Source organism: Polaromonas sp. P5_D5, assembly GCF_054049435.1.
The window spans coordinates 373351-398748 of the sequence record NZ_JBFUMJ010000003.1; the positions used below are offsets into that span (position 1 = coordinate 373351).

The 25398-nt window shown below is 64.5% G+C and carries 25 protein-coding genes; 13 read left to right on the plus strand and 12 right to left on the minus strand.

All coding sequences use genetic code 11. The annotated features are described in order from the left end of the window. The first annotated feature begins 130 nt into the window (after positions 1-130). Positions 131-859 carry a hypothetical protein gene (locus ACXJKE_RS14525; RefSeq protein WP_457281306.1) on the plus strand — a complete coding sequence of 243 codons (729 nt, stop codon included), beginning with the start codon at positions 131-133 and terminating at the stop codon, positions 857-859. A 13-nt stretch (positions 860-872) separates the two neighbouring features. Here the strand turns inward: ACXJKE_RS14525 and ACXJKE_RS14530 are convergent, their stop codons facing one another. After that, positions 873-1706: an aldo/keto reductase gene (locus ACXJKE_RS14530; RefSeq protein ID WP_457281307.1), complete on the minus strand. Its 834-nt coding sequence runs from the start codon at positions 1704-1706 to the stop codon at positions 873-875. A 156-nt stretch (positions 1707-1862) separates the two neighbouring features. On the opposite strand from ACXJKE_RS14530, the gene ACXJKE_RS14535 reads away from it, so the two are divergent. Continuing rightward, on the plus strand, positions 1863-2174 hold the full coding sequence (locus ACXJKE_RS14535) for a cupin domain-containing protein (RefSeq protein WP_457281308.1): 312 nt from the start codon (positions 1863-1865) through the stop codon (positions 2172-2174). Between the two features lie 28 nt (positions 2175-2202). Here the strand turns inward: ACXJKE_RS14535 and ACXJKE_RS14540 are convergent, their stop codons facing one another. Beyond that, positions 2203-3276 carry a DUF6352 family protein gene (locus ACXJKE_RS14540; RefSeq protein ID WP_457281309.1) on the minus strand — a complete coding sequence of 358 codons (1074 nt, stop codon included), beginning with the start codon at positions 3274-3276 and terminating at the stop codon, positions 2203-2205. A 12-nt stretch (positions 3277-3288) separates the two neighbouring features. Next, positions 3289-3441 carry a hypothetical protein gene (locus tag ACXJKE_RS14545; RefSeq protein WP_457281310.1) on the minus strand — a complete coding sequence of 51 codons (153 nt, stop codon included), beginning with the start codon at positions 3439-3441 and terminating at the stop codon, positions 3289-3291. Between the two features lie 174 nt (positions 3442-3615). Between ACXJKE_RS14545 and ACXJKE_RS14550 the strand changes: the two genes are divergently transcribed. From ACXJKE_RS14550 to ACXJKE_RS14575, 6 genes are all read left to right on the plus strand, one after another. After that, positions 3616-6012 (plus strand): DUF6600 domain-containing protein, encoded by a 2397-nt coding sequence (locus tag ACXJKE_RS14550; RefSeq protein WP_457281311.1) that lies wholly within the window; start codon positions 3616-3618, stop codon positions 6010-6012. Positions 6013-6557: 545 nt separating this feature from the next. Further along, complete coding sequence (locus ACXJKE_RS14555; RefSeq protein WP_457281312.1) at positions 6558-7331, plus strand: ABC transporter ATP-binding protein; 774 nt, start codon at positions 6558-6560, stop codon at positions 7329-7331. Beyond that, a complete protein-coding gene (locus tag ACXJKE_RS14560) occupies positions 7332-8036 on the plus strand; it encodes an ABC transporter ATP-binding protein (protein WP_457281313.1) in 705 nt (234 codons plus the stop codon). Positions 8037-8113: 77 nt separating this feature from the next. Then, positions 8114-9307 (plus strand): ABC transporter substrate-binding protein, encoded by a 1194-nt coding sequence (locus ACXJKE_RS14565; RefSeq protein ID WP_457281314.1) that lies wholly within the window; start codon positions 8114-8116, stop codon positions 9305-9307. 172 nt (positions 9308-9479) lie between these two features. Next, the gene (locus tag ACXJKE_RS14570) at positions 9480-10364 is read left to right on the plus strand and encodes a branched-chain amino acid ABC transporter permease (protein WP_457281315.1); all 885 of its coding nucleotides are present in this window, start codon (positions 9480-9482) and stop codon (positions 10362-10364) included. Between the two features lie 2 nt (positions 10365-10366). Further along, entirely contained in the window at positions 10367-11347 is a 981-nt protein-coding gene (locus ACXJKE_RS14575; RefSeq protein WP_457281316.1) for a branched-chain amino acid ABC transporter permease, read from the plus strand. A gap of 114 nt (positions 11348-11461) precedes the next feature. On the opposite strand, the gene ACXJKE_RS14580 is transcribed toward ACXJKE_RS14575, so the two are convergent. Continuing rightward, positions 11462-12484, minus strand: a complete 1023-nt coding sequence (locus ACXJKE_RS14580) for a GlxA family transcriptional regulator (RefSeq protein WP_457281317.1) — start codon at positions 12482-12484, stop codon at positions 11462-11464. Positions 12485-12605: 121 nt separating this feature from the next. On the opposite strand from ACXJKE_RS14580, the gene ACXJKE_RS14585 reads away from it, so the two are divergent. Further along, the gene (locus ACXJKE_RS14585) at positions 12606-13253 is read left to right on the plus strand and encodes a cysteine hydrolase family protein (protein ID WP_457281318.1); all 648 of its coding nucleotides are present in this window, start codon (positions 12606-12608) and stop codon (positions 13251-13253) included. A 28-nt stretch (positions 13254-13281) separates the two neighbouring features. Here the strand turns inward: ACXJKE_RS14585 and ACXJKE_RS14590 are convergent, their stop codons facing one another. The 4 genes from ACXJKE_RS14590 to ACXJKE_RS14605 all read right to left on the minus strand — a co-directional run bounded on the left by ACXJKE_RS14590 (position 13282) and on the right by ACXJKE_RS14605 (position 18238). After that, on the minus strand, positions 13282-14148 hold the full coding sequence (locus ACXJKE_RS14590; RefSeq protein ID WP_457281319.1) for a transglutaminase-like domain-containing protein: 867 nt from the start codon (positions 14146-14148) through the stop codon (positions 13282-13284). A gap of 358 nt (positions 14149-14506) precedes the next feature. Next, positions 14507-15955 (minus strand): ATP-dependent RNA helicase DbpA, encoded by a 1449-nt coding sequence (gene dbpA, locus ACXJKE_RS14595; RefSeq protein WP_457281320.1) that lies wholly within the window; start codon positions 15953-15955, stop codon positions 14507-14509. 23 nt (positions 15956-15978) lie between these two features. Continuing rightward, positions 15979-17259, minus strand: a complete 1281-nt coding sequence (locus ACXJKE_RS14600) for an alpha-hydroxy acid oxidase (RefSeq protein ID WP_457281321.1) — start codon at positions 17257-17259, stop codon at positions 15979-15981. 7 nt (positions 17260-17266) lie between these two features. Continuing rightward, positions 17267-18238, minus strand: coding sequence for a Bug family tripartite tricarboxylate transporter substrate binding protein (locus tag ACXJKE_RS14605; protein ID WP_457281322.1), 972 nt, complete (start codon positions 18236-18238; stop codon positions 17267-17269). Positions 18239-18344: 106 nt separating this feature from the next. Between ACXJKE_RS14605 and ACXJKE_RS14610 the strand changes: the two genes are divergently transcribed. After that, positions 18345-19145, plus strand: coding sequence for an IclR family transcriptional regulator (locus ACXJKE_RS14610; protein WP_457281651.1), 801 nt, complete (start codon positions 18345-18347; stop codon positions 19143-19145). An 88-nt stretch (positions 19146-19233) separates the two neighbouring features. On the opposite strand, the gene ACXJKE_RS14615 is transcribed toward ACXJKE_RS14610, so the two are convergent. Both ACXJKE_RS14615 and ACXJKE_RS14620 read right to left on the minus strand, forming a co-directional pair. Continuing rightward, entirely contained in the window at positions 19234-20019 is a 786-nt protein-coding gene (locus ACXJKE_RS14615) for a crotonase/enoyl-CoA hydratase family protein (RefSeq protein WP_457281323.1), read from the minus strand. A gap of 17 nt (positions 20020-20036) precedes the next feature. Further along, positions 20037-20288 carry a DUF2917 domain-containing protein gene (locus tag ACXJKE_RS14620; protein WP_457281324.1) on the minus strand — a complete coding sequence of 84 codons (252 nt, stop codon included), beginning with the start codon at positions 20286-20288 and terminating at the stop codon, positions 20037-20039. A 95-nt stretch (positions 20289-20383) separates the two neighbouring features. Here ACXJKE_RS14620 and ACXJKE_RS14625 point away from each other — a divergent pair, with 95 nt between their 5' ends. Continuing rightward, positions 20384-21307 (plus strand): LysR substrate-binding domain-containing protein, encoded by a 924-nt coding sequence (locus ACXJKE_RS14625; RefSeq protein ID WP_457281325.1) that lies wholly within the window; start codon positions 20384-20386, stop codon positions 21305-21307. On the opposite strand, the gene ACXJKE_RS14630 is transcribed toward ACXJKE_RS14625, so the two are convergent. Together ACXJKE_RS14630 and ACXJKE_RS14635 are read right to left on the minus strand one after the other, a co-directional pair. Continuing rightward, entirely contained in the window at positions 21304-22263 is a 960-nt protein-coding gene (locus tag ACXJKE_RS14630; protein WP_457281326.1) for a pyridoxamine 5'-phosphate oxidase family protein, read from the minus strand. The two genes, ACXJKE_RS14625 and ACXJKE_RS14630, sit on opposite strands and share 4 nt — an antisense overlap. Next, a complete protein-coding gene (locus ACXJKE_RS14635; RefSeq protein WP_457281327.1) occupies positions 22260-22913 on the minus strand; it encodes a glutathione S-transferase family protein in 654 nt (217 codons plus the stop codon). The genes ACXJKE_RS14630 and ACXJKE_RS14635 overlap by 4 nt, the downstream gene beginning before the upstream one ends. A 139-nt stretch (positions 22914-23052) precedes the next feature. Here ACXJKE_RS14635 and ACXJKE_RS14640 point away from each other — a divergent pair, with 139 nt between their 5' ends. Then, positions 23053-23943 carry a LysR family transcriptional regulator gene (locus tag ACXJKE_RS14640; RefSeq protein WP_457281328.1) on the plus strand — a complete coding sequence of 297 codons (891 nt, stop codon included), beginning with the start codon at positions 23053-23055 and terminating at the stop codon, positions 23941-23943. A gap of 60 nt (positions 23944-24003) precedes the next feature. After that, complete coding sequence (gene gorA / locus ACXJKE_RS14645; protein WP_457281329.1) at positions 24004-25371, plus strand: glutathione-disulfide reductase; 1368 nt, start codon at positions 24004-24006, stop codon at positions 25369-25371. The last annotated feature ends 27 nt before the right edge of the window (positions 25372-25398 follow it).

Genomic DNA, 25398 nt, shown 5'->3' on the forward strand with positions numbered 1-25398 from the left:
GACCGTGATCCGCGGGGTCCGGCGTCTCGATCGGCGATGCCCTGGGCGGGCTGCAGCGCCTGCCATGCACCACCAGCGCCCCCGCAAGCGCCGTTTATGATCAGCCCTTTAAAAAATAAGAGGGCCTTGCATGTCATCAAACTCTTCTGCCGCGCCGTCCATGGTGCGCACCGGCGCCAAAGCCGGTGTGGCGTTTGCCAGTTCTGTCGCCATGGGAGGTTTGCTGGCTTTCCTGCTGGGCGGTGGCGTGTTCTTCTTCTACCTGAGCCGGCTGTCCGGCCCTGGCATGCCCGCCGCTGCGCATGCAGGCGGCGCCGGCGCCATCCTCGCCTTGCTGTTTTCACCGCCCTTGCTGGTCAGCATGCTGCTGCTGGCCTTTGTTCCGATTTACCTGATGCTGGGCGTGGCGCGTGGCCGCAGCCGGGCCATACAACAAGTCGTGACGGGTCATGGAGAGGCCATGTCGCAGCGATTGACAGACGCGATTGCCGGACGTATCGAGGCCATGCCGCGAACCAAGGGTGCACTCGAACGGGTGTCAGAGATGCTGTCGGCCGATGCCATCGGTCAGCAATTGGCGCCCGTGCTGGGCCAGGGACGCGCCGTGCGCGGCATGATCAATTTTGTGGTGAACCGCCTGCCGCTGGCTGATGTACTGGCGCAATGGCAGCAGGCCCGCGCCGCCGAGGCCGCACCTGCGCCAGCACCAGGTTCGCCTGACCCGGTGTTGCGCACTCTGCTCGCGCAGCGTATTGGCCAGACGCTTCAGGATGCCGCCACGCCTTCCCGCAAGCCGCTCTACATCGCCATGGCCGTCCAGGCGGCCTTGCTGGCAATAGGGATGTGGCTGACGCGTTGACCCCTGGAAAGGTCTAGATCATCTCCAGCGAGGTGGCGCGGGAAGGCGGCTTGAACAACACATCCAGTGCAGCCAGTTGTTCATCGCTGAGCCGGATTTGCGCTGCCGCGGCGTTCTCGCGCAGCCGTTCCGGATGGCCCGTTTTGGGAATCGCGATGACGCCGTCCTGCGCCAGCACCCAGGCCAGCGCCGCCTGGGCGGGTTGCATGCCGTGGCGCACGGCGAAGCCGGTCAGGCCTGCATGGCGCAGAAGGCGCGCCTGCTCGATCGGTGAATACGCCATGACCGGCACGCTGCATTCGCGCAGCCAGGGCAGCAGATCCCACTCAATGCCGCGGCGCGTGAGGTTGTACAGCAGCTGGTTGGTTTGCACGCCCTGACCGCCGGGCACTTGCCACAGCTCCTGCATGTCGGAGAGGTCAAGGTTGCTCACGCCGTAATGACGTATCTTGCCGGCCTTTTGCAGCGCCATCAAAGCCTGCATGGTTTCGGCCAGCGGCACCGAACCCCGCCAGTGCAGCAAATAAAGGTCAATGCGGTCGGTGCGCAGCCGCCGCAGGCTGCGCTCGCACGCGGCCACTGTTCCCGCCTTTGAGGCATTGTGCGGATACACCTTGGTGACGATAAAGGCTTCGTCACGCCTTCCCTGCAGCGCCTCGCCAACGAGTTCTTCGGCCAGCCCCTCACCGTACATTTCCGCGGTATCAACCAGCGTACAGCCCAGGTCCAGGCCCAGCTGCAGAGTCGCGAGTTCGTCGGCGCGCCGCGCCGGCACGTCGCCCATGTTCCAGGTGCCCATGCCCAGGGCGGGAACGGCTTCGCCGCAGGGAAGCAATACGCTTTTCATGCAAACCATCTTAGCGCCGCGCAGTCCCGAACGGCGCATTTCAGTGATGCGGATACGGAATCAATGGCCCCCGAAGAATTCATGGTTCCGCCGGCCCCGCGACGTAGCATGGCGGAGCTTTCACTGCGCCAGCGCGCTCACCTGATGGAGACCGACATGAAGATCATCCGAAGCAAGGATTTCACCGCAGCACGCGCCTGGGGCGCGGTGACGGTAGCCAACATGCAGGGCATCACCACCCGGCTGCACTGGACCGACAAACCCTACAAATGGCATATCAACGAGGGCGAAGAAGTGTTTGCCGTGCTCGATGGCCGCGTGGAAATGCGCTACCGCGACAACTGCGGGCAATGCTCCGTGATGCTGGAAACCGGCGACATCTTTTTCGCGAGCGTGGGCACCGAGCATGTCGCCTCACCGGTGGGCGAGGCCCGCGTGCTGGTGGTGGAAGTGGAGGGCAGCGACTGAAACGATCCGGCTTGATCCGCGCACGCCCCTAGGACGCTGCAGGCAGCAGCGGCAGGTTCACCAGCAGGTTTTGCGGCTTGAGCCTCACCACCCCGTCGGCGTTCATCATCAATCCCAGGTACACCGGCTTGCCGGCCACATCGCTGCGCATTTCCCGCGTGTCCACAAATTCCAGCCGGAACAGGCTGACCAAGCGCTGCAGCCGGTCGGGCGCAACGTCCATTCCCTCATACAGGTCATTGAGCAAGGCTGTGGACTCCACGTCCAGCCCCACATGCCAGCGCCAGGCTTCATCGTCCACTTTCTGCACCGGCCGGATGGTGACTTCAACGCCGAGAAAATGCTTCACCCACTTCTGCAACACGCTTGCCAGCGCCTTGAGGCCTGAGCGGGCGCGCACCATGGTGAAGACCAGGCCGTGGCTCAGGTCGTTGCTGACCTCATGCGTCAGGTCCAGCAGAAAACGGTGGCGGCCCGGCTGCTGCCAATACGTGAAAGCGTTATCGTCATTGAGCACCTGCAGTTCAACCACGGGCACCGGCGCCTTGGCCTCAGCCAGGAAGCGGCCGAAGTCGCCCACACCGCCGGTCTCATTGAACATGTCGATCACTTCCTGGTCGCCGCTCAGCACCTGGCCGTCCTGCGTACTGATGCGCTGGGGGCGAAACAGCATTTCAGCGGCGCGCACTTCATATGCGTCGGTGGAACCCTGCAACACATTGTGGACAACCGCCTGGGCAATCAGGTCGATGAACAACGGCGGTATGTCGATGCGGCCCGTTCCGTCCCGCGGGAACAGGCCCAGGTAGTACGCCTCAAGCGTGCCGGCGGCGAGCAAGCCATCGCGAAAGCGCAAAAACAGGTTGTAGTTGTCACGCGCATCCGCATCTTGCAGGGCCGCCAATTCGGCGGGCTCTACCGGTCGGGAGGGTGCAGCCACCAGTGCGGCGTGCAAGGCACGTTCGGCATCGCATGACTCCGCCACCAGCGCGAGTTCGGGCCGCACGAGAAAGAGCCGCAGATAGTCGTCAGAGGGTGCGAGCCAGCCGCGTGCATTGCGCTGGAGCCGGGAAAAGCCGCTGGAAGGCCAGAAATCTTGCATGGGGCAATCGTCTCATATTGCACGCGCCATTTTTTCGCCGCAGTCCTGTCGCTCCTTTTTTGATAGCTGCTTGCGCCCATCTGCATTGGCCTGCAGACATTTTTCTCTAACAAAAGTATCATTAACAGAACGATCGGCCGCTGCAGGCATTACATCCCGTTTCATTCCAGCCTTCTGTTTCGCAATCTTTACCGCCTGTTAGCACTCCATCCATCGTCACGCACGTTGTACTGGGTAAGGTCTCCTCATCAGGCGGCGATCACGATGCGATCACGACGGTTACGTCAGCCCGCCTTCCAGTCCATCCATGTCCCGCAAGACAGGAAGAGAGCGTTCAACATGACAGCAATCGACACCGGCGACACAAACGTGTCCCATACCGATCACATGGCCTTCCGGCCTTCGCACCTTTACGGCTACCTCACGCTGCTGGCCTTTGCAGTCCTGCTGGCATTGCTGCAGCCCGTTGCCTGGGCGCAGGAGCCTGCGCCTCAGGGCGCCCAGTTGGATCCACCCGGCCGGGTCGCCCGGCTTAACCTGGCCGAAGGCGCCGTGAGCTTCGCACCGGGTGACGGCAACAACCCGGCAGGAGCGTCGGCCTGGACACCCGCCGTGCTGAACCGGCCGCTGACAGCCGGCGACAGGCTGTGGACGGGCCCCGGCGCCCGCTCGGAGCTGTACGTGGGCTCTACCGCGCTGCGCATGAACGGCCAGACCAGCCTGGATTTCCAGGCACTGGACGACAACACCACCCAGTTGCGCCTGGCCCAGGGCACGCTCAAGCTGCGCGTACGGGCCCTCTATGAAGGCCAGCGGCTGGAAGTGGATACGCCCAACCTCGCGTTTGTGGTGTCGCAGCCAGGTGACTACCGGCTGGACGTCGACCCTGCCGGCAACACGACGCGCGTGGTGGCCCAGTCGGGCAGCGGCGTGATCTACGGCGACGGCGTCGCCCCTGTGACACTGGAAAGCCGACAGCAGGCCAACTTCAGCGGCACGCAGCTCACCCCGGCGGCACCGGGCGCCGCACAGCAGGACAGCTTTGATCTGTGGGCCGCTGACCGCGACCGGCGTGAAGACCAGTCAGTTTCAGCGCGTTACATACCGCGCGAAACCGTGGGCTACCAGCAGCTCGACAGCTATGGCACCTGGAGCCAGGACCCGGGTTACGGCGCCGTCTGGATACCGCGCGCCGTGCCCGCCAATTGGGCGCCCTACCGCGTCGGCCACTGGGCCTGGGTTTCGCCCTGGGGCTGGACCTGGGTCGATGACGCGCCCTGGGGGTTTGCGCCGTTTCACTATGGCCGCTGGGCACAGATCGGCCCGCGCTGGGCCTGGGTACCGGGCCGGCTGGCACCGCGCCCTGTCTATGCGCCCGCCCTCGTCGCTTTTGTGGGCGGCAGCAGCGGCGGTGTGAACTGGAATATCTCCATCGGTGGTTCACCGCGGCCCGGTGTGGGCTGGTTCCCGCTGGCGCCCGGCGAAGCCTTTCGCCCGGCCTACCGCGTGAGCCCGCGCTATGTCACGCAGGTGAACCACAACATCGTGGTCAACAACACCGTCAACGTGACCAACATTTACCGCTACCAGCGCCAGCCTGCAGCGGTGACGGCTGTCAGCCGCGAGGACTTCGAGCGCGGCCGGCCGGTGCACGGCAATCCCCACCGGCTGAGCAGCGCCGACCTGGGCCGCGCACAACTCGTGGCCGACCGCGGCGCCCTGCCGCAGCGCCCGAATCCGTCGGAGCTGCACGCGCAGCAGCGCCCCGTGGCCGCCGCCGCATTGCCGCCGCCCGCCGTGGCCACGCGGCCGGTGGTCAGCAGCCGCGACGACCGCAGGGATGATCGCCGGGACGGCCGGCGCGATAACAACAACCGGGACGAGCACCGCGCCGGTCCCGCCGCCGGCAGGGACCACGACGCCCGGTCACAAGCCGCCGCTCCCGCTTCCCCCGCCGCGCCTGTCGGCGCAGCGCCAGCCGCACGGCCCTCGCCCGCACCGGACCGCAGCGCCCTCGAGGCCAGCCAGCGCGCGCAACGCGAGCAGCAGCGCCAGCAGCAGGAGCAAAAAGAACGCCTGCAAGGCCCCCAGCTGGAACAGCAACGCCGCCAGGGCGAAGAGGCCATAGGCCAGCGCGCCCTGCGCGAGCAAGCCCAGCGCGATGCGCGGGCCCGCCAGGAAGCGCAGGAACGCGCCCAGGCCGCGGATGCCAATGCCAATGCCGATGCACGCGCCAACGCCGACCGCCATGCCGCCGAACAGGCCCGTCGCAGCCAGCAACAAGCGCAGCGCGAACAGCTGCGCCAGCAACAGGAACAACGAGAAAAGCTTCAGGGTCCCCAGCTGGAACAGCAGCGCCGTTCCGGTGAAGAATCCATAGGCCAGCGCGCCCTGCGCGAACAGGCCCAGCGCGACCAGGAAAACACCCGCCAGCAACAGGCCGCGCAAAGACAGCAGCAACACCAACAGCAACTGCAGCAACAACAACGTTTGCAACAACAGCAGCAGCATTTGCAACAACAGCAACAACAGCAACAACGTGCGCAGCAGGAGCAGCAGCGCCAGGCCCAAGCCCAGGAACAACAACAGCGGCGGCAACACCAATTGCAGCAACAGCAGCAGCAACAGCAGTCACAACGCGACGCCACCCCAGACAAACCGTCCCGCCAGGCCGACGCAACCAATCCGCGCGGCCAGCGCGGCGAAGGCGGCCCAGGCCGCAACCGCGAGCAATAAAAAAGCCAATACGGGCGCCGGTTTTCTACCGGAGGGGGCACTCCTCATCAAGCAGGGGCCGCGGAACCGGTTTTGCCGGGCAGAACAAGCCCACCCCTGTCCAGGCTCACTTCGTGTAGCCTGCTCCCCCTCAAGGGGGCGGCGCCTAGGGCCGGCAAAGCCGTACCCTCGGCCCCCGTTTGGTTGGGCCCGCTGAACTCTTAAACCAGCAGGGGCCGCGGAACCGGCTTTGCCGGGCCGCAGGCGCAGCGCCCCCGAGGGGCTGGAGCCCGCGGCTCCAAGCCTGCCTGCGCAGGCTTGGACGGGCGACAGAGGCGAAGCGTCTCGCAAGCTGCGGCCTGCAAGGCCTCGCGAACCACACGCAATGGGGAGCGTGGGGGCCTTAGGGGATCACGCAAAACTACTTAAGGGTCTGACCCGGTACCGCCTCGGAGGGTGGGTGGCTAGGATGACCACCTGTGTTTCACGGGTTCGCGCCTGCTGCCGCATCAGCCGCCGCGGCACCTTGCGCCCGTGATATCCAACCCATCTTCCGGAGAGCCAATTTGTCAGTGGAGTTCATTCTCGAAACACGAGGACTGACCAAGGAATTCAAGGGATTCGTGGCGGTCAACAACGTGGACCTGAAAGTCCAGCGAGGGCATATCCATGCGCTGATCGGGCCCAACGGCGCCGGCAAGACGACTTTCTTCAACCTGCTGACGAAGTTCCTCATCCCCACGCGCGGAAGCATTGTCTACAACGGTAATGACATCACGTTTGAGCAACCCGCGCAGACCGCGCGGCGCGGCATCGTGCGGTCATTCCAGATCTCTGCGGTCTTCCCGCACATGACGGTGCTGGAGAACGTGCGCGCCGCCTTGCAGCGCAACCTCGGCACCTCGTTCCATTTCTGGAAAGCGGAAGACACCCTGTTTCACCTGCATGGCCGTGCTCGCGAGCTGCTGGCCGAGGTCGACCTCAGCGACTTCGCCGACGAGCTCACCGTGAACCTGCCCTACGGCCGCAAGCGTGCGCTCGAACTCGCCACCACGCTGGCGCTGGAACCCGAACTGATGCTGCTGGACGAACCCACGCAGGGCATGGGCCACGAAGACGTGGACCGCGTGACGCAGCTGATCAAGAAAGTCTCGGCCGGCCGCACCATCCTGATGGTCGAACACAACATGAACGTGGTGTCGTCGATCGCCGATCGCATCACGGTGCTGCAGCGCGGCGCCATCATTGCCGACGGGCCTTATACAGAAGTGTCAGCGAATCCGTTGGTGATCGAAGCTTATATGGGCACAGCGAACACCGAGCTTCAAGGGGCGCACTAGATGACCAAAGAGCTCCTCAAGATAGAAGACCTGCACGCCTGGTACGGCGAGTCGCACATCTTGCATGGCGTGAACCTCAGCGTCAACGAAGGCGAAGTGGTAACACTGCTGGGCCGCAACGGCGCCGGCCGCACCACCACCATGCGCGCCATCGTCGGCATGACGGGTGCACGCAAGGGCTCGATCCGCATCAACGGCGAAGAAGCCATCAAGCTGGCGCCGCACAAGGTGGCCCGGCTGGGCGTGGGCTACTGCCCTGAAGAGCGCGGCATTTTCGCCAGCCTGACAGCCGAAGAAAACCTGATGCTGCCGCCCACCATAGCGCCCGGCGGCATGAGCCTGGACGAAATCTACGCAATGTTTCCCAACCTCAAGGAACGCGCCAGCAGCCCCGGCACGCGGCTGTCCGGCGGCGAGCAGCAGATGCTGGCCGTGGCGCGCATTTTGCGCACAGGCGCGCGCCTCTTGCTTCTCGATGAAATTTCCGAAGGCCTGGCGCCGGTCATCGTGCAGAAGCTGGCAGAGATGATCCTCACGCTCAAGGCCAAGGGTTACACCATCGTGCTGGTCGAACAGAACTTCCGCTTCGCCGCGCCGCTGGCCGACCGCTTCTATGTCATGGAGCACGGCCGCATCGTCAAGCAATTTGCGCAGTCCGAGCTGACACAAAACATGGGCATGCTGCAGGAATACCTCGGCGTCTGAGGCCGGGTGCGCCGAATCCCTTTTCAGTCCTCATTTGGTCCCCCCCAGTTCACCCCCCATCCATAACAGGAGACATCATGAAACTCAAAGCACTTGCCGCCGCACTCGCCCTTGGCCTCACAGGCGCAGCCTTCGCACAGAACACCGGCCCGATCAAGATCGGCATCATCACCGACATGTCCAGCCTTTACGCCGACATCGACGGCCCCGCCGGCGCTGAAATGCTGAGGTGGGCCGTGCAGGATTTCGGCGGCAAGGTCCTGAACCGCCCCATCGAAGTGCTGAGCGCCGACCATCAGAACAAGGCCGACGTTGCATCATCCAAGGCGCGTGAGTGGATCGACAAGGATGGCCTGCAGATGCTGATTGGCGGCACCAACTCCGGCACGGCGCTGGCCATGTCCAAAGTCACCACCGAAAAGAAAAAGCCCTTCCTCGTCATCGGCGCCGGCTCGGCCCGCCTGACCAATGAAGACTGCTCGCCCTACACCATCCACTACGCCTACGACACGGTCTCGCTGGCCAAGGTCGCCGGTTCCGCGCTGGTCAAGGCCGGCAACAAGAGCTGGTACTTCCTGACCGCCGACTATGCGTTCGGCTACTCGCTCGAAGGCGATGCCTCCACCGTGGTCAAGGCCAACGGCGGCACCGTCGCCGGCACCGTCCGCCATCCGCTGAACGCCTCGGACTTTTCGTCTTTCCTGCTGCAGGCGCAGTCTTCCAAGGCGCAAATCCTGGCACTGGCCAATGCCGGCGGCGACTTCACCAACGCCATGAAGGCCGCCAAGGAATTCGGCATCGGCAAGACCATGAAGGTTGCCGGCCTGCTGGTGTTCATCAACGACGTGCACTCCCTGGGCCTGGCCAACACCGAAGGCCTGCAACTGGCGGACAGCTGGTACTGGAACCAGGACGACGCCTCGCGCAAGTTCGCCAAGCGCTTCTTCGATAAATACAAGCGCATGCCTTCCAGCCTGCAGGCGGCCGACTACTCCGCCACCCTGAGCTACCTGAAGGCCGTGCAAACCGCCGGCACGACCGATTCCGACAAGGTCATGAGCACGCTCAAGGGCATGAAGATCGAAGACTTCTACAACAAGGGCCAGATCCGCGCCGACGGCCGCATGATCCACGACATGTACCTGTATGAAGTCAAGAGCTCCAAGGATTCGGGCACGCCATGGGACTACTACAAGACCATCGCCAAGGTGCCTGGCGAGCAGGCTTTCACCACGGTGGCCGAATCCAAGTGCTCGGCTCTCAAGAAGTAAAGCATCACTGCAACTGCGCAAACGTTGAACTGACGAAAAAACAAAAAACGGGGTAGAACGAGGGTTCGATCCAGCCGGTCATTTCGCAGAAATGCAGAATGACCGGCTGCTTCTTTGAAAAACCCTTGCGCTCCCGCCACAACTCACGGTATCGGTGTCCTGACAGGTTCCCATGGAAATTTTCGGTATTCCCCTGCAAGCGTTTATGGGCCAGCTGATGCTGGGCCTGGTCAATGGCGCCTTCTACGCCATGCTGAGCCTGGGGCTCGCGGTGATTTTCGGCCTGCTGGGCATCGTCAACTTTGCGCACGGCGCGCTCTACATGCTGGGCGCCTTCGCCGCCTGGATCATGCTGGACCAGTTCGGCATGAATTACTGGTTCGCGCTGGTGTTGGCGCCGCTGACGGTCGGCATTCTCGGCGTCATCATTGAGCGGCTCTTCCTCAAGCATCTGTACAAATTGGACCCGCTCTACGGCCTGCTGCTGACCTTCGGCCTGGCGCTGGTGCTCGAGGGCGTCTTCCGTGAAATCTACGGCGTCTCGGGCCAGAACTACAACGTGCCAGACCTGCTGGCCGGCTCCATGGACCTCGGCTTCATGCGCCTGCCCATCTACCGCGCCTGGGTAGTCGTGGTGTCGCTGGTAGTCTGCCTGGGCACCTGGTTCCTGATCGAACGCACCCGGCTGGGCGCTTACCTGCGCGCCGGCACCGAAAACGCGCCGCTGGTGCAGGCCTTTGGCATCAACGTCCCCATGATGGTGATGCTGACCTACGGCGCGGGCGCCGCCCTGGCAGCCCTGGCCGGCGTGCTGGCCGCGCCCATCATCCAGGTCAACCCGCTGATGGGCTCCAACCTGATCATCGTGGTCTTTGCCGTCGTCGTGATCGGCGGCATGGGTTCCATCCTCGGCTCGGTCATCACCGGCCTGGGCCTGGGCATCGTCGAAGGCCTGACCCGGGTGTTTTATCCTGAAGCGTCCAACATCGTGGTATTCGTCATCATGGTCATCGTGTTGATGTTCCGGCCCGCCGGCCTCTTCGGAAAGGAAGCCTGACCATGAGCGCCCTCTCCACCAAAGCCGCCAACATGCTGCGCATCACTTACCTCGTCCTGCTGGCTTTTGCGCTGGCTGCGCCCTTCCTGGGTCTCTACCCGGTGTTTGTGATGAAGCTGCTGTGCTTTGCGCTCTTCGCCTGCGCCTTCAACCTGTTGCTGGGTTTTACCGGCCTGCTCTCGTTCGGCCATGCCGCATTCTTCGGCTCTGCCGCTTATGTCACCGGCTGGTTCATCAAGTCGCAAAACTGGACACCCGAACTGGCTCTGCTGGCCGGCGCGGTGGCGGCCGGGCTGATCGGCCTGCTGGTCGGCCTGGTGGCCATCCGCCGCCAGGGCATTTATTTCGCCATGATCACGCTGGCGATTGCGCAGATGGTCTACTTCGTCTGCCTGCAGGCGAGCTTTACCGGCGGCGAGGACGGCCTGCAGGGCGTGCCACGCGGCAAGCTGTTCGGCCTGCTGCCGCTTGAATCCGACGTCACGCTGTATTACGTGGTGGTGGCGATTTTTGTGGCCTGCTTTCTGTTCATCTCGCGCATCGTGCACTCGCCCTTCGGCCAGGTGCTCAAGATGATCCGCGAAAACGAACCCCGCGCCATCTCGCTGGGCTACAACGTCGACCGCTACAAGCTGTTGGCCTTTGTGCTGTCGGCCGCGCTGGCCGGCCTGGCCGGTTCGATGAAGACCCTGGTCATGGGTTTTGCCACGCTGTCGGATGTGCATTGGTCCATGTCGGGCGAGGTCATCCTGATGACCCTGCTGGGCGGCGTCGGCACTTTCTTCGGCCCGGTCATGGGCTCGGGCATCGTGATCGCGCTGCAGAACCTGCTGGCCGACAAGGTCGGCTCCTGGGTCACCGTCATCATCGGCGCGATCTTTGTGCTGTGCGTGCTCGCCTTCCGCAAGGGAGTGATCGGTGAGTTGCAGGCCTTCCTCGAACGCCGCCGCGCCGCGGCCAAGGCTGCCGCGGCAAAACCCTGACCGGCAGGGCCGGGCGGCCGTCCCGTCCGGCTGCTTTTAAAGTCCTTCATTTGCTATTATTTTAATAGCTGCTTGCGCCCGTCACCATTGGCTAACAGCCTCATTTCCTCAAAATCAGTTGCCCCGGAACTCGCGCCGGTACATCGACGGCGAGGTTCCAAGCGTCGCCGCAAAGTGCTGCCGCAGGGATACCGCCGAGCCGAAGCCTGCGTCCTGGGCGATCTGCTCCATCGAGCGGCCGGTTGATTCGAGTTGCCGCTGCGCCAGCGCCAGGCGCTGGCTTGCCAGCCATTGGCCCACGGTGGTGCCGGTGATGTGCCGGAAGTGCCGGGTGAAGGTGCGCCGGCTCATCAGGGCACGTGCCGCCAGCGTGTCGAGGCTGTGGGGCTGGCGCAGGTTTTCCTGCACCCACGCCAGGATGGCCGACAGCCGGTGGTCGGAGCCCGTGGCCGGCAAGGGTTGCTCCACATACTGCGCTTGGCCGCCCTGCCGCTGCGGCGCCACCACCATGCGGCGCGCCACCCGGTTGGCGGTTTCTGCGCCGAAGTCCCGGCGCAGCAAATGCAGGCAGCAATCAATGCCGGCGGCCGTGCCTGCCGAGGTCAGCACGTCACCGTCGTCCACATACAGCACATCGGGCTGCAGCCTGACCTGCGGATAGCGCTCGGCAAAAGCCGGCGCCAGCGCCCAGTGCGTGGCGGCAGGCCGGCCGTCCAGCAAGCCGGCCTCGGCCAGCACAAAAGCCCCCAGGCACAGCCCGACGATGCGCGCGCCGCGCTTGTGCGCCGCACGCAAAGCCTTGAGCAGGGCTTCGGACGGCCGCTCCATCGGGTCCCGCCATGACGGCACCACCACGGTTTGCGCCTTGGCCAGCACGCTCAAGCTGTGCTCCACCGCAATGGTGAAACCGGCGGTCGTGCGCAGGTTGCCCGGCGTTTCGGCGCACACCAGCAGCCTGAAGCGCGGCAGGTCTGGCCCTGAAAAATCGCTGCCAAACACCATGCACGGCACGGAGAGGTGGAACGGACTGATGCCGTCAAACGCCACCACAGCGACCGTGCTGAGCTGACTTGTGGTGCGCGACTTGATGCGTGACTTGCCAGCGGTCGGCACCTGTGAAAGTGTGTTTTTCGACATGACCCGATTCTATCGAATATTGTCAATTGGGCCACTTTCATGAAAGCTCCCCCAGCCCAACAATCACACCATCAGCATTCGTTGATCACTTGATTCAGCAACAACCCGCAGGAGCAAACACATGGCCATCCCGAACTCAAAGCCCGCAGCACCACGCCGCGCCCTCGTCGTCATCGATGTGCAAAAGGAATATTTCAGCGGCGGCGGCCTGCTCATCGAATACCCGCCGGTGGAAAAAACCTTGCCCAATATCGGCCGCGCCATGGACGCGGCGCGCGCTGCGGGTATCCCGGTGGTGGTGGTGCAGCACAGCGAATCGGCCGCGTCGCCGCTGTTCGCCAAAGGCTCCCCCCTGTGGGAACTGCATGAGACCGTGGCGAGCCGCCCGCGCGACCACTACGTTGAAAAATCCTGGCCCAGCGTCTACACCGGCACCGACTTCGCCGGATGGCTGGAAAAGAACCGCATCGACACCCTCACGGTGATCGGCTACATGACACACAACTGCGACGCTTCCACGATTTTTGAGGCCACGCACCGCGGCCTGCATGTGGAGTTTTTGCAGGATGCCAGTGGCGCACTGCCTTATGCCAACGAGGCCGGCCGGGCCAGCGCCGAAGAAATCCACCGCGTGTTCAGCGTGGTATTTCACTCGCGCTTTGCCGCCACAGGCTCCACCGACACCTGGATCGCCGCTGTCCAGGCCGGCGGGCGGCTGGAGAAGAACAACGTCCTCGCGTCGAACCGCGCGGCGCTCGCAGCACGCTAGCAGCCAAGCCGGCTACCGACTCCCGTGCTCAAAGGCCGTCGGTCGAAAGCGCATGGTTCACGCGCTGCGGCACGACCAGTTGCCCATAGCCATCGGGCACAGCCTGGATGTGGATGATGGGTGCGCTGGACGTGACGCTGCCGAACAACATGGCAAAAGCCGCGTCGGCCGCATCACGGCCGGTGGCAAACCGCACAAAGCCCATGGGAATGGCGGTGCCTGACGGATCGAACAGGTACCACCGATGGCCCAGGTAAACCTCGACATAGGCATGGAAGTCGGTGGGGCCGAGCGCGGGGTCGGCGCCGTAATCAATGCCGGTGGCAAAACGCGCCGGCAGGTTGAGGGCGCGGCATAGCGCAATCATCAGGTGCGCGAAATCGCGGCACACACCGACGCGCTCCACCACCGTGTCGATCGCCGAGGTGCTGCCGTGCGAGCTGTTGGACTCGAAACTCACGCGCTGCTGCACCCACTGGCAGATGGCCTCTGCCCGGCTGTAGCCTTGCTGCAAATGACCGAACTCGTTGGAGGCCAGCTTCTGCAGCCGGTCGGACTGGCAGTAGCGGCTCGGGTAGATGTAGGGCAGCACGGCACCGGGAAGCTGGCAGACCGGCACCTCGCCCAACTCACCGGGCGCCGCTGTGTAGTGGTAAATGTCTACGGTGGCTTCATAGCGCACGCTCAGTGGGCCGGGCTGGGCCTGCAGGCGCAGGTAGCGGTTCCGGCTCGCCGGGTCGGTGTCGATGGTGAAGGGCACCGGCTGGCTGACCTGCAGGTTTTCGGCCTGCACGATCTGTTGCTGCGTGTGCGCCGCGTGGACGTTGAAGATGAAGTCGCCGCCCGGAGGCGCGACGTCGTAGTTGAGTTCGACGGAAAACTGGAGCCTGACCATGGATTCTTTCCTTGCCGGCTGCGCAAGGGTCAGGCCTGGAGCAAGCCTGCCGCCGCGCAATCGTCAATCAATGAAGGGAGCCTCTCAGCGTGGCGCTCGCCGCAGGCGGGCACCTGCGCAAAAGCGCGCTGATCTGGGGTACCAGTCATTGTGGACCTCTTCGAGGCGGATACCGGCGATTTGCGGCGGTTTGCGGCTTTGGCGTCCGCCATGACCACGCGGCGTCCGCTTGCGGGTGGCATGGGCGCCTACACGTCAGGGCTGCCGGCACGAATCAGCGCTCTCTTCGCTATAAATTTAATAGCTGCTCGCGCAATTCAGGTATGGGCTGAGGGCCGATTTTGCTTAAAAATCCAGGTCAGCGGCCCTCAGGCTCGTCATCCAGCAGCCGCACTTTCACGCTTTTGCCCTTGACCCGCCCGGTGGACAGCTTGTGCAGGGCTTCGGCAGCAATCGCACGGTCCACCGCCACATAGGTGGAGAACTCGTTGACGTTGATCTTGCCGACCTGCTCACGCGTGAAGCCGGCCTCGCCGGTCAGCGCGCCCAGCACGTCGCCGGCGCGGATTTTTTCCTTGCGCCCGCCCACGATCTGCAGCGTCACCATGGGCGGCAGTAGCGGTTCATTGCTGGCGGGTGTCAGTTCGGTCAATTTGTGCCACTCGGATTCAGCCTTTTGCAGCACCTCGATTTTCCCGACATAACCCATCTCGTCCATGCTGGCCAGGCTGATGGCCCAACCCTCTTCATCAGCGCGGCCAGTGCGGCCGATGCGGTGAATGTGCACTTCGGCGTCCGGCGTCACGTCGACGTTGATGACCATCGCGAGCTGCGCGATGTCCAGGCCGCGGGCAGCCACATCGGTGGCCACCAGCACCGAGCAACTGCGATTGGCAAACTGCACCAGCACCTGGTCGCGCTCGCGCTGCTCCAGCTCGCCGAACAGCGCCAGCGCGCTAAAACCCTGCTCTTTCAAATAGGCCACCAGTGCGCGGCACTGCGACTTGGTGTTGCAGAACGCCAGCGTGCTGACCGGGCGGAAATGCCGCAACACCTGCGCGACGGCGCCCAGGCGGGCTTCGTCATGGTCGCTGTCCGGCACCTGGTACCAGCGCTGCTGGATTTTGGTTTTTTCATGCTGCGCCTGCACCGTGATGGTTTGCGGCGCCTTCATGAATTGCTGGCTCAACTTGGCAATGCCTTCAGGATAGGTTGCCGAGAACAGGAGTGTCTGCCGCTCTTTCGGGCACTGCTTGGCGACGGTGACGATGTCTTCGAAGAATCCCATGTCCAGCATGCGGTCGGCTTCATCGAGCACCAGGGTGTTCAGCGCTTCCAGGGTCAAATTGCCGCGCGCCAGGTGGTCCATGATGCGGCCGGGCGTGCCCACCACAATGTGCGCGCCGTTTTCCAGGCTGGCGGTCTGGTTGCGTAGCGGCACACCGCCGCACAGCACCACCACCTTGGTGTTTTCCTCGGCCCGCGCCAGACGGCGGATCTCGGTCGCCACCTGGTCGGCCAGCTCTCGCGTGGGGCACAACACCATGGCCTGTATGGCAAAGCGCCGTGCATTGAGGTTGGCCAGCAGAGGTATCGCAAAGGCGGCGGTCTTGCCGCTGCCGGTTTTGGCCTGGGCAATCAGGTCTTTGCCCAGCAGCGCCACCGGCAAGCTGGCAGCCTGGATGGGCGTCATGCTGAGGTAGCCGAGCTGCCGCAGGTTGGCCAGCACGGCGGCATTCAGGGGCAGGCTGGCGAAGTCGGTATTGCCGGCGGAAGAGGAGGAGGAAGGGGAAGGAGAGGAGCTCATCCCCCATTATCGGTGCCGGGCCTTCAGCGGCCTGAACCAGACTGCATTTGCAGCCCATGGCCACCATCCCTCGCGAGTGCCAGCTCGCGCAACTGTGCACCGTGTACTTCCGAAATGGAGGTCAGACCGAGCAGGCCCAGATCACGCTGGACTTCGTCGGCCAGGATGCGGATTGCATGGCGCACGCCCTCTTCGCCGGCGACGGCGGCCGCATAGTTGAACGGGCGGCCGACAAACACGAACCTGGCGCCAAGTGCGAGCGCCTTCAGGACGTCCGTCCCGCGCCGGATGCCGCTGTCCATCATGACCGGGAAGTCGGCGCCAACCGCCCGGACAACCTCGGGCAGTACGCGCAGCGGCGAGACCGTGCCATCGAGCTGGCGGCCGCCGTGGTTCGACACGATCAGACCGTCGGCGCCCATGTCCCGCACCTTGCGTGCGTCCTCGTGGTTCATGATGCCCTTGACCACCAGGGTGCGTTTCCACTTGCGGCGGATGAGGGCCAGGTGCTCCCAATCCAGGTGGTCCTTGGCGCCGAAGTCACGTGCCACCCGCGACGAGAGGATCGGAGCGCCACGGGTCGCGTACGAGTTCTCGAAGTGCGGCATGCCGTGCACCACCATCGTCCGCAGGAAGGTGCCGATCGTCCAGCGGGGGTGGGTGAGCCCCTCCCACGCCAGGTGCAAGCCCGGTCGCAGGGGCGTGGAAAAGCCTGCACGGATGTTGTTCTCGCGGTTGGCGAGCACGGCGGTGTCGACCGTCAGCACGAGCGTCTTGACGCCCGCACGGTCAACGCGGTCGATCAACGCCTCGATCTTGGCGGTCTCGCCCGGCAGGTAAGCCTGGAACCACGTCTCCGGGGCCGCGGCCATCACCTCTTCCAGCGGGATAAGTGAGGAGCCGCTCATGATCATCGGCACGCCCTCGGCCGCCGCTGCGCGGGCCTGCACGAGGTCGCCGCGATACGCGCTGAGCGCACTGATGCCCATAGGCGCGATGCCGAACGGTGATGCGTAGCGCCTCCCCAGAAGATCGACCGCCTGGCTGCGGCCGGACACGTTGCGCAGCACTCGCGTGATGAAACCGAACTCCGAGAACGCTGCGCGGTTATCGTGCAGCGAGGCCGAGTCTTCCGCTCCGCCGGCGATGTATTCAAAGAGCGGGCGCGGCAGGTGGCGCCGGGCGCCTGTTTCGAAATCCTGCAACGACAGGAATTTTCGCAAGCTCGGTACCGCGACGGGACGTGCTCCCGGTGACAGGCGCGTCACCCTCGGCACGGCCTCGGAAGAGGCGAATTGCGACATATGGAGATCAGTTCACCTGGATGTTTGCTTCGCGGATCACCTTGTCCCAAAGTCCGGTCTCCTTGCGGATCATGTCGGTGAGCTCGGCCGCGTCCGCAAGCTCGATGTCGACCCCCTGTTCTTCGAAACGCCTGGCCACCCCAGGGTCGAGCGACGCCTTCTTCATCGCCGCATAGAGGCGCGCGACGACGGGCGCCGGCGTTCCGTTGGGCGCGAAGATGGCATTCCAGCTCTTGTAGCCGAAGCCGCGAACGGTGTTCGAAATCAAGGGGATCCCCTTCAGAGGTACTGCGGCGCTGGGGGCGGTGAGGCCGATGACGCGCAGCGAGCCGTTCTGGGCCATGCCGGTGAACGAAGGCATGGTTCCGAACATCGCATGGATCTGGCCGGAGACAAGGTCCGTGGTCGCCGCCGATGCCCCGCGGTACGGCACGTGCTTGATGTCGATCTGCGCGGCGCGCGCGAACAGTTCCGTGCCGAGGTGAGCCAATCCCCCGACGCCTGCAGAGCCGAAGTTCAGTTGGCCCGGATGTGCCCTGGCATACGCAACCAGCTCCGCGATCGTCTTGAACGGCATCTTCGCCGTCACCACCAGCACGTGTGGTGCCGTGGCGATCATCCCCACCGGCGTGAGCTGGGTCAGGATGTCCACACGCGGCTTCTGCAGCAGGGGTTGTGCCGTGATGTTGCCGGAGGCGGCGAAGAGCAGCGTATGGCCATCGGCCTTCGAGCCTGTCACCTTCTGCATGGCAGGCACGCCGGCGCCGCCGCCGGCGTTCTCGATGATGAAAGGCTGTCCCAGGGCGGCGCTCATGGCCTGGGCCAGATCGCGGCCGAGGACGTCCGTCGCGCCACCGGCGGCGAATGGAATCACCATCCTGGTCGAAACCGAAGAGGCGCCCTGCGCCCAGGCGCCGAACGCGGCGATTGCAGCCGCCGAAGCAAGGAAGCTACGGCGCCTGGCGTGCATGTTTGTCATGGAACGTGTCTCCTGGATCAAGGAGCGCATGATCCGAACAAAGATACAGGATAGGCAATGCGTTACGCCTGACGTAACGGTGCGCGGGCTTGAATACAATCCGGCCATGCCGCAAGAGTCCAGGTCCAAGCCGCCGCATGCGACGCCGAAGCGACTTCTCGCGGACGGGCCGGTGGGAACCTCGACGCGTCCAGGCGACGAGAACGTCACGGCCGTGGCGCGTGCGCTGGCTATCCTCACTGCCTTCGAAGGCGACGAGCTCTTTCTCCCGCTGGCGGAGCTCGCACGCCGTACCAGCATGCACAAACCCACGGTGCTGCGGCTTGCGCGCACGCTCGCTGCAGCCAGATTCCTCGTCAGGCGCGAAGACGGTGCGTGGCGGCTCGGCCCTGCAGTAGGCTGGATGGGCTCCCGCTACCAGGCGCAGTTCGACCTCGACTCCGCCATCGAACCCATCCTTCGCCAGCTTGGTACGGCCACGGGAGAAAGCGCCTCGTTCTTCGTCTTCGAAGGCAACCTGCGCAGCTGCCTGATGCGTTGCGAGGGAACGGCAGGTGTTCAGAGCCAAATTCGCTCTGGCGAGGTTTTTCCCCTGGACCGCGGATCCGCCGGCCGGGTGATTCTGGCTGCCCTGGGCGAACCGGGTGATCTGAATGAGCGCATCCGTCGATGCGGTTTCCACATCACCCGCGGCGAGCGGAACTCGAAAATCGCGAGCGTCTCCGCGGCCGTGCGCGGACGCCATGGCGCCGTGCTGGGCTCTGTCAGCACGGCGGGCCCGGTGGAACGACTGACGGGTGCGGTACTCGCGCGTTACGCGCCCGCCACGGTTCTGGCGGCGAAGCAGCTCGGGCAAGCGCTCGGCGCCATGCCTTCCACGGCGCTGCGGGCAACCTGGCATCCGTGATCTGCGTCGCAAACGACGCGAAATGTCACCCGGGCGCACCTGATGTGATGTGATGCACTATCCTGTGCGGCCTGCGAAAAATGCAGCCTCAGCGATGAAGAAATACAGGCTGCCGCTTCTCCACAAACGCTGCCGTTCCCTCCCGTGCGTCTGGCGAAGCCGCGGCGATCATGAACTGCGCGGCCTCGATCGCCAGGCCTTCGTCGATGGAAACATTCAGGCCGCGCGTCACCGCACGCAGCGAGGCTGTCACGGCCACGGCGGAGTTTTCGGCGATGCGGTCGGCCATTCGCAGGCAGGCCGGTATCAGTTCATGGGCCGGCACCACATGGTTGATGAGGCCGATCAGCAGGGCTTCCTCTGCACTGATGGCGTCGCCGGTGAGGATCATTTCGTTGGCGCGCTTGCGCCCTATGTGGCGCGGCAGGCGCTGCGTGCCGCCAAAGGGCGGTGGAAAGCCCAGCCGGATTTCCGGTTTGGCAAAGCTGGCGTGCTCCGCCGCAATCGCCAGGCTGCAGGCTTCCATGGTTTCGCAACCGCCGCCGAAGGCGATGCCGTTGACGGCCGCGATGATGGGCTTGGGGTAGTTTTCGATGCGCCGCGTCATCGTCTGGCCGCGCATGACGAAGTTGCGGTAAGCCGCCTCGGGCGACGCTGCGATGTCGGGCGCAAAGCCCGCGATATCGGCGCCCGCGCTGAAAGCCTTGTCACCCTGCCCCGTCACCACCAGGCAGCGCACGCTGTCGTCGCGCTCCAGGGCACTCAGCCTGTCCATGAGTTCATCGATCAAGGCGTAGCTCAGCGCATTGAGTTTTTCGGGGCGATTCAGGGTCAGTACCACGTGCTGGCCATGGCGTTCGGTTTCTATCAGCATGGGGTCTCCTCAGGGCTTCAGGCAGCAGCGTCGGGGAATACGAACGACAGCACACCGCAACCGCGCGGGGCGCCCACAAAATAAGTCGCGGCTTGCGGCGTGACAAAGGACTGGCCGCTCTCCAGCACGACGTCGCTGTCCCGGCGCCCGGCCAACGCATCGCTGGTGATCCAGAGGCAGCCCCCAGTGCAGGCCAAAACCTGGCCGCGCGGCAGGCGCAGGGGTTTGGGGATGGACCCGAGCTCCAGCGGGGTTTGCGAGGCATGCATGGCGGACTCCTTGAAAAGTGTGGTTTGATTCTTCTTTGGAACCGGTCCGCGCGGCCGGATGGTTTGTCATACGGGGTATTCCAATCATTCATGCCATGCTGAACAGCCCTTCCACCAGCGCATTGCGCGCCATGTCGCTCGATGCCATCCGCGGTTTCGAATCCGCCGCGCGGCACCTGAGCTTTACGGCAGCGGCCGAAGAGCTTTGCATCACGCAATCAGCTGTGAGCAAGCAAGTGAAAAGCCTGGAAGATGCGCTGGGCACGACGCTGTTCCTGCGTGGCGGCAAGGGCCTGAGCCTGACGCCGCAAGGCCGTGAGCTTTATGAGACGGCCCGCGCCGCGCTGGCGCAGCTGGCCTCGGCCGTGGACCGCCTGCTGGCGGTGGACAGGGTCTCTGTGGCTGTCACCACCACGCCCTCTTTCGCCGCGCTGTGGCTGGCGCCCAAACTCGCCAGGTTCCAGTTGCTGGAGCCCGCCATCGATGTGCGCGTCGACGCCACGGAAGCGCGCGTCAACCTGGAGCGCGAAGGCATGGATCTGGCCGTGCGGCTCTACCCTGTGCTGCCGGGCGGCGAAGACCCGCCACCCCTGCTGCAGGAGCAGGCCCTGCTGGTGGCGGCGCCGGCCGTCGCGACGCGCATTCGTAACGCCGCCGACATCACGGCCACACCGCTACTGGTCTATTACGACCCGGCCACGCGTTTCCCCTGGATGTCGTGGCCGGACTGGTACGAGCGCCTGGGCTTGAAACAATCGGCGCAGCAGCCGTGCCTGTATTTTTCGCAGTATGAGCATGTCCTGACCGCGGCCGTGCAAGGCGCCGGCGTCGCGATAGGGCGCACGCCACTGGTGCTGCCGCTGTTGCGCAGCGGCCAGCTCACGGTTGTCTTGCCCGGCGAGACGGTCGCGGGTTTGGGCTATCGCATCGTGATCTCAGCCCACAGTGCAGAGCGGCCGGCCGTGCAGAAGTTTCGCGCGTGGCTGGAGCGCGAACTCGCGCTCGAAGCCATAGGCTAAGCCCAGGCGCCGGTAGCTTCCAGCACCGGGGAGAGTTCCGCCTCGCCCCAGCGCAGCGGCAAGGAAGATTCCACCAACCGCATGGACTGCACCTTGAAACGCATCAGGCGCTGCGCGCCGGTGAAGGACTGCACCTCGGGCCCGTCCCAGATGATGTCGGCCGTGACGGCCAGGTACAGCAGGTCGCCGTTGTCGAAATCAATGAACAGCAAGCCGGCACGCGGGTTCACTACCAGGTTGCCCAAGGTGTTGAAGAAGTAGTTGCCGACGAAGTCCGGCACGGTCAGGGTGCCGTCGGCCTCCACGCGCACAAAGCCGGGCTTGCCGCCGCGGTGCGACACGTCCACGCCGCCGGCGCGGCCGGCTTGCTCACCGTTGCCCTCATAGGCTGTGGCGATGAACAGCGTGTCCGCCTGTTCAATCATGCGGCGCGCCGCGTCATTGAGCTGCGCCGACGCGTGCACCACCGGCCCGGCTGCGGGCGCGGGACGGTCCGCATAGACAGGCTCGCGCGCCTGGATGTATTTGGGGCAGTTGCCGAAACTCTGGCTCAGCTCCACAGCGAAGCCCGAGGCACTCACGCCGCGAACGATGCCGTTCATGCGGTTACGCCTGCGCGTGTGCGGCTCTATGCCCAGCAGGCCTATCGCGGCGCCGTCTGCCAGCGTGCCTTGCAGGGGATCACCTGCGAGCGGCTGCGTGCGCACCACCAGGTGATGCGCATCGGGCGAGTGGATAAAACCCGGCGGCTGGGCCAGCACCGAGGCCCAGGGCTGGCCGCTCGCGTCCACCGTGCCGGCAACCACAAAAGGCAGTTGCTCAAAAAACTCACGGTGCTGGTCGGGCATGAAGTCGCGAATCACGCGCGGGCCGATTTCCGCCATGCGCGCGCGCACGGCCGCGCCCACGCGCGCTTGCGCAGCGCGCTCGCCTTCGTGGAAAGTGGCGGTGCTCATGCGGCCAGCCCTATCGGCGTCCTGACCATGGGCACAAAGCGCGGCAAGGCCTCTATGCGGGCCAGCCAGGCGCGTATGCGCGGGTAGGCTTCCAGCGAGACCTTGCCCTCCGGCGCATGGGCCGAATAACTGTAGTTGGCGATGTCGGCCAGTGTGGGGGTGCTGCCCGCGAGAAAAGCCGACTGGCCCAGCTGCTGCTCCATCACCGCGAACAGGGCATGCGCGCGCTCAATGGCTTCCGGACTTTCCGGCCGCTTGAACAGCTGGATGACGCGCGCGGCGGCCGGGCCGGAGGCGAGCTGCCCCGCAGCGACCGACAACCAGCGCTGCACCGCCGCAGCGGCCAACGGGTCGCGCGGCAGCCATTGCTCGGCATCCGGCGCGTAGCGTGCGTTGAGGTAGACCAGGATGGCGTTGGAATCGGCCAGCGTGACGTCGCCGTCCTGGATCACCGGCACCTGGCCGAAGGCGTTCATGGCCAGGAAGTCCGGCGTCTTGTGCCCTTTGGTGGCGAGGTCGATCTCGATGCGCTCGAAGGGCAGGCCCAGCAGCGAGAGAAACAGCTCCACCCGGTGCGAATGGCCGGAGATGGCGACGCGGTACAGGCGTATGGGTTGTGCGGGCTGGGCTTTGGCGGCGGGTGTGCTCATGGTGGGGCTTTCGGCGGGTTGAAAATCTTGCTCTCGGGAGTGGATTCTGTTTGAGCCGTTATTTTGAATAAATGGCTCTCAAGACATTTAACTAATCCACTTAGTGGATGAATCCCCGCAACCGGCGTAGCATGTCGCCATGGACAAACTCCGGGCCATGCAGGCCTTTATTCACATTGCCGAACAAGGCAGCCTTACGGCCGCGGCCCAGGTCATGGAATCCTCGTTGCCGGCGATGGTGCGTATGCTGGCCGGCTTCGAGGCCCAGCTGGGCGTGCGCCTTTTCAACCGCACCACCCGGCGCATCTCACTGACCGAGGAAGGCCGGCGCCACCTGGAGAGCTGTCGGCAGGTGCTGGCCACACTCGCGGACGCAGAAGCGGCACTGACGGCCGACGCGGCCGAACCCGCCGGACACCTGACCATTACCGCGCCCATGCTGTTCGGGCAAATGCACGTGGCACCTGCCGTGACGCGCTTTGTGCAGCACCATGACAAGATGCGCTGCTCCATGGTGCTGCTGGACCGCGTGGTGAATCTGCTGGAAGAAGGCATCGACGTCGGCATTCGCATCGGCGAGCCCGAAGACTCCAGCCTGGTGGCGCAGAAGGTGGGCACCATCCGCCGCCTGGTGGTGGCCAGCCCGGCCTGGGTTCGCCGCCACGGCGTACCAAAACACCCCAAGGACCTGCTCAAGGCCAACTGCGTGCGACTGACGGACCATTCCCCCACATGGGGTCCGTTCATAGACCAGGGCCGACCGCTTCGGCTTGCCGTCAGTGGTAATCTGGAGTTCAACCAGATCGCACCGGCCGTAGCGGCCTGCGCGGCGGGTGCGGGATTCGGTTCTTTTTTGTCTTACCAGGTGGCGCCGTTTTTAAAGACCAAACAATTGCGCACCGTGCTGGAGGATTTCGAGCCGCCGCCCCGGCCCATCAACATTGTTTACCCGCATGCCCGGCTGCTGCCCATGCGCACGCGGGTGTTCATTGAGTGGATGAAAAAAGAGCTCCGGGAATTCCAGTCTTGAGAGCCGGCATCAAGGCACCCGAAAAAGCAACGTCAGCAGACACCAGAACAAGGACAGCGAATGCAGACTTTTGATTTTGACCTTTTCGTGATCGGCGGCGGCAGCGGCGGTGTGCGCGCCGCGCGCATGTCGGCCCAGCGCGGCGCCCGTGTGGGACTGGCCGAATTCGCTGCGATGGGCGGCACCTGCGTGAACGTGGGCTGCATTCCCAAAAAGCTCTACAGCTATGCGGCCCACTACGGCGACAGCTTTGAAGAGTCGCGCGGCTTCGGCTGGACCGGCGAGGCGCCGGTGTTTGACTGGGACACGCTCAAGGCCAACCGTGTCCGCGAGATTTCGCGGCTCAACGGCATTTATGTGCAGCTGCTTGAAAGCGCCGGCGTGCAGATCATCACCGGCTGGGCACGGCTGCTTGACGAGCACACCGTCGAGGTCGACGACAAAAAGTTCACGGCCAAAAACATCCTGATCTCCACAGGCGGTACCGCCACAGTGCCTGCCGTGCCGGGACGCGAACATGTGGTGACCTCGGACCACATGTTTGACCTCAACCCCTTCCCGAAGCGCCTGCTGGTGGTGGGCGGCGGCTACATCGCTTGCGAATTCGCCTCGATCTTCAATGGGCTGGGCTCACAGGTCACCCAGGTGCATCGTCGCGACATGCTGCTGACCGGCTTTGACGATGATGTGCGGCGCTTCATTGCCGCCGAGATGAGCAAGACCGGCATCACCCTGCAGCTGGGCGCAGAGATCGCCGCTATCGCCAAAACCGCCACAGGCCTGCAGGTGACGCTCAAGGACGGCGGCGGCCTGGAGGTGGACACCGTGCTCTACGCCACGGGCCGGGTTCCCAATGCGAATGGCATCGGGCTTGAAGCTGCCGGTGTGGCCGTCAACGCAGCCGGTGCGATCCAGGTCAATGCGCACTACCAGACCTCGGTGCCGTCCATCTATGCGCTGGGCGATGTGACGGCGCGCATGCAGCTGACACCGGTGGCGTTGGGCGAAGCCATGGTGGTGGTGGACCAGCTCTTCGGGCCGGCCGCCGGCAAAAAGCCGCGCAACATGAGTTATGAGTTTGTGCCGACCGCCGTCTTCACCCATCCCAACATCGGCACGGTTGGCTATTCAGAGGCCGATGCGCGCGCAAAGTTCGGCAAGGTCACGGTGTTCCGCGCCGACTTCAAGGCACTCAAGCACACGCTGAGCGGCAGCACCGAACGCACGCTCATGAAGCTGCTGGTCGAAGACGCCACCGACCGTGTGGTCGGCCTGCACATGGTGGGGCCGGACGCCGGCGAAATCGTGCAGGGTTTTGCCGTGGCCATGAAGGCCGGTGCGACCAAGGCAATATTTGACAGCACCATCGGCATCCACCCCACGGTGGCGGAAGAGTTTGTGACGATGCGCGAGCCGGTCAAGGACTGATTTCAGCGCCCTCCCGGTGCAATCTCA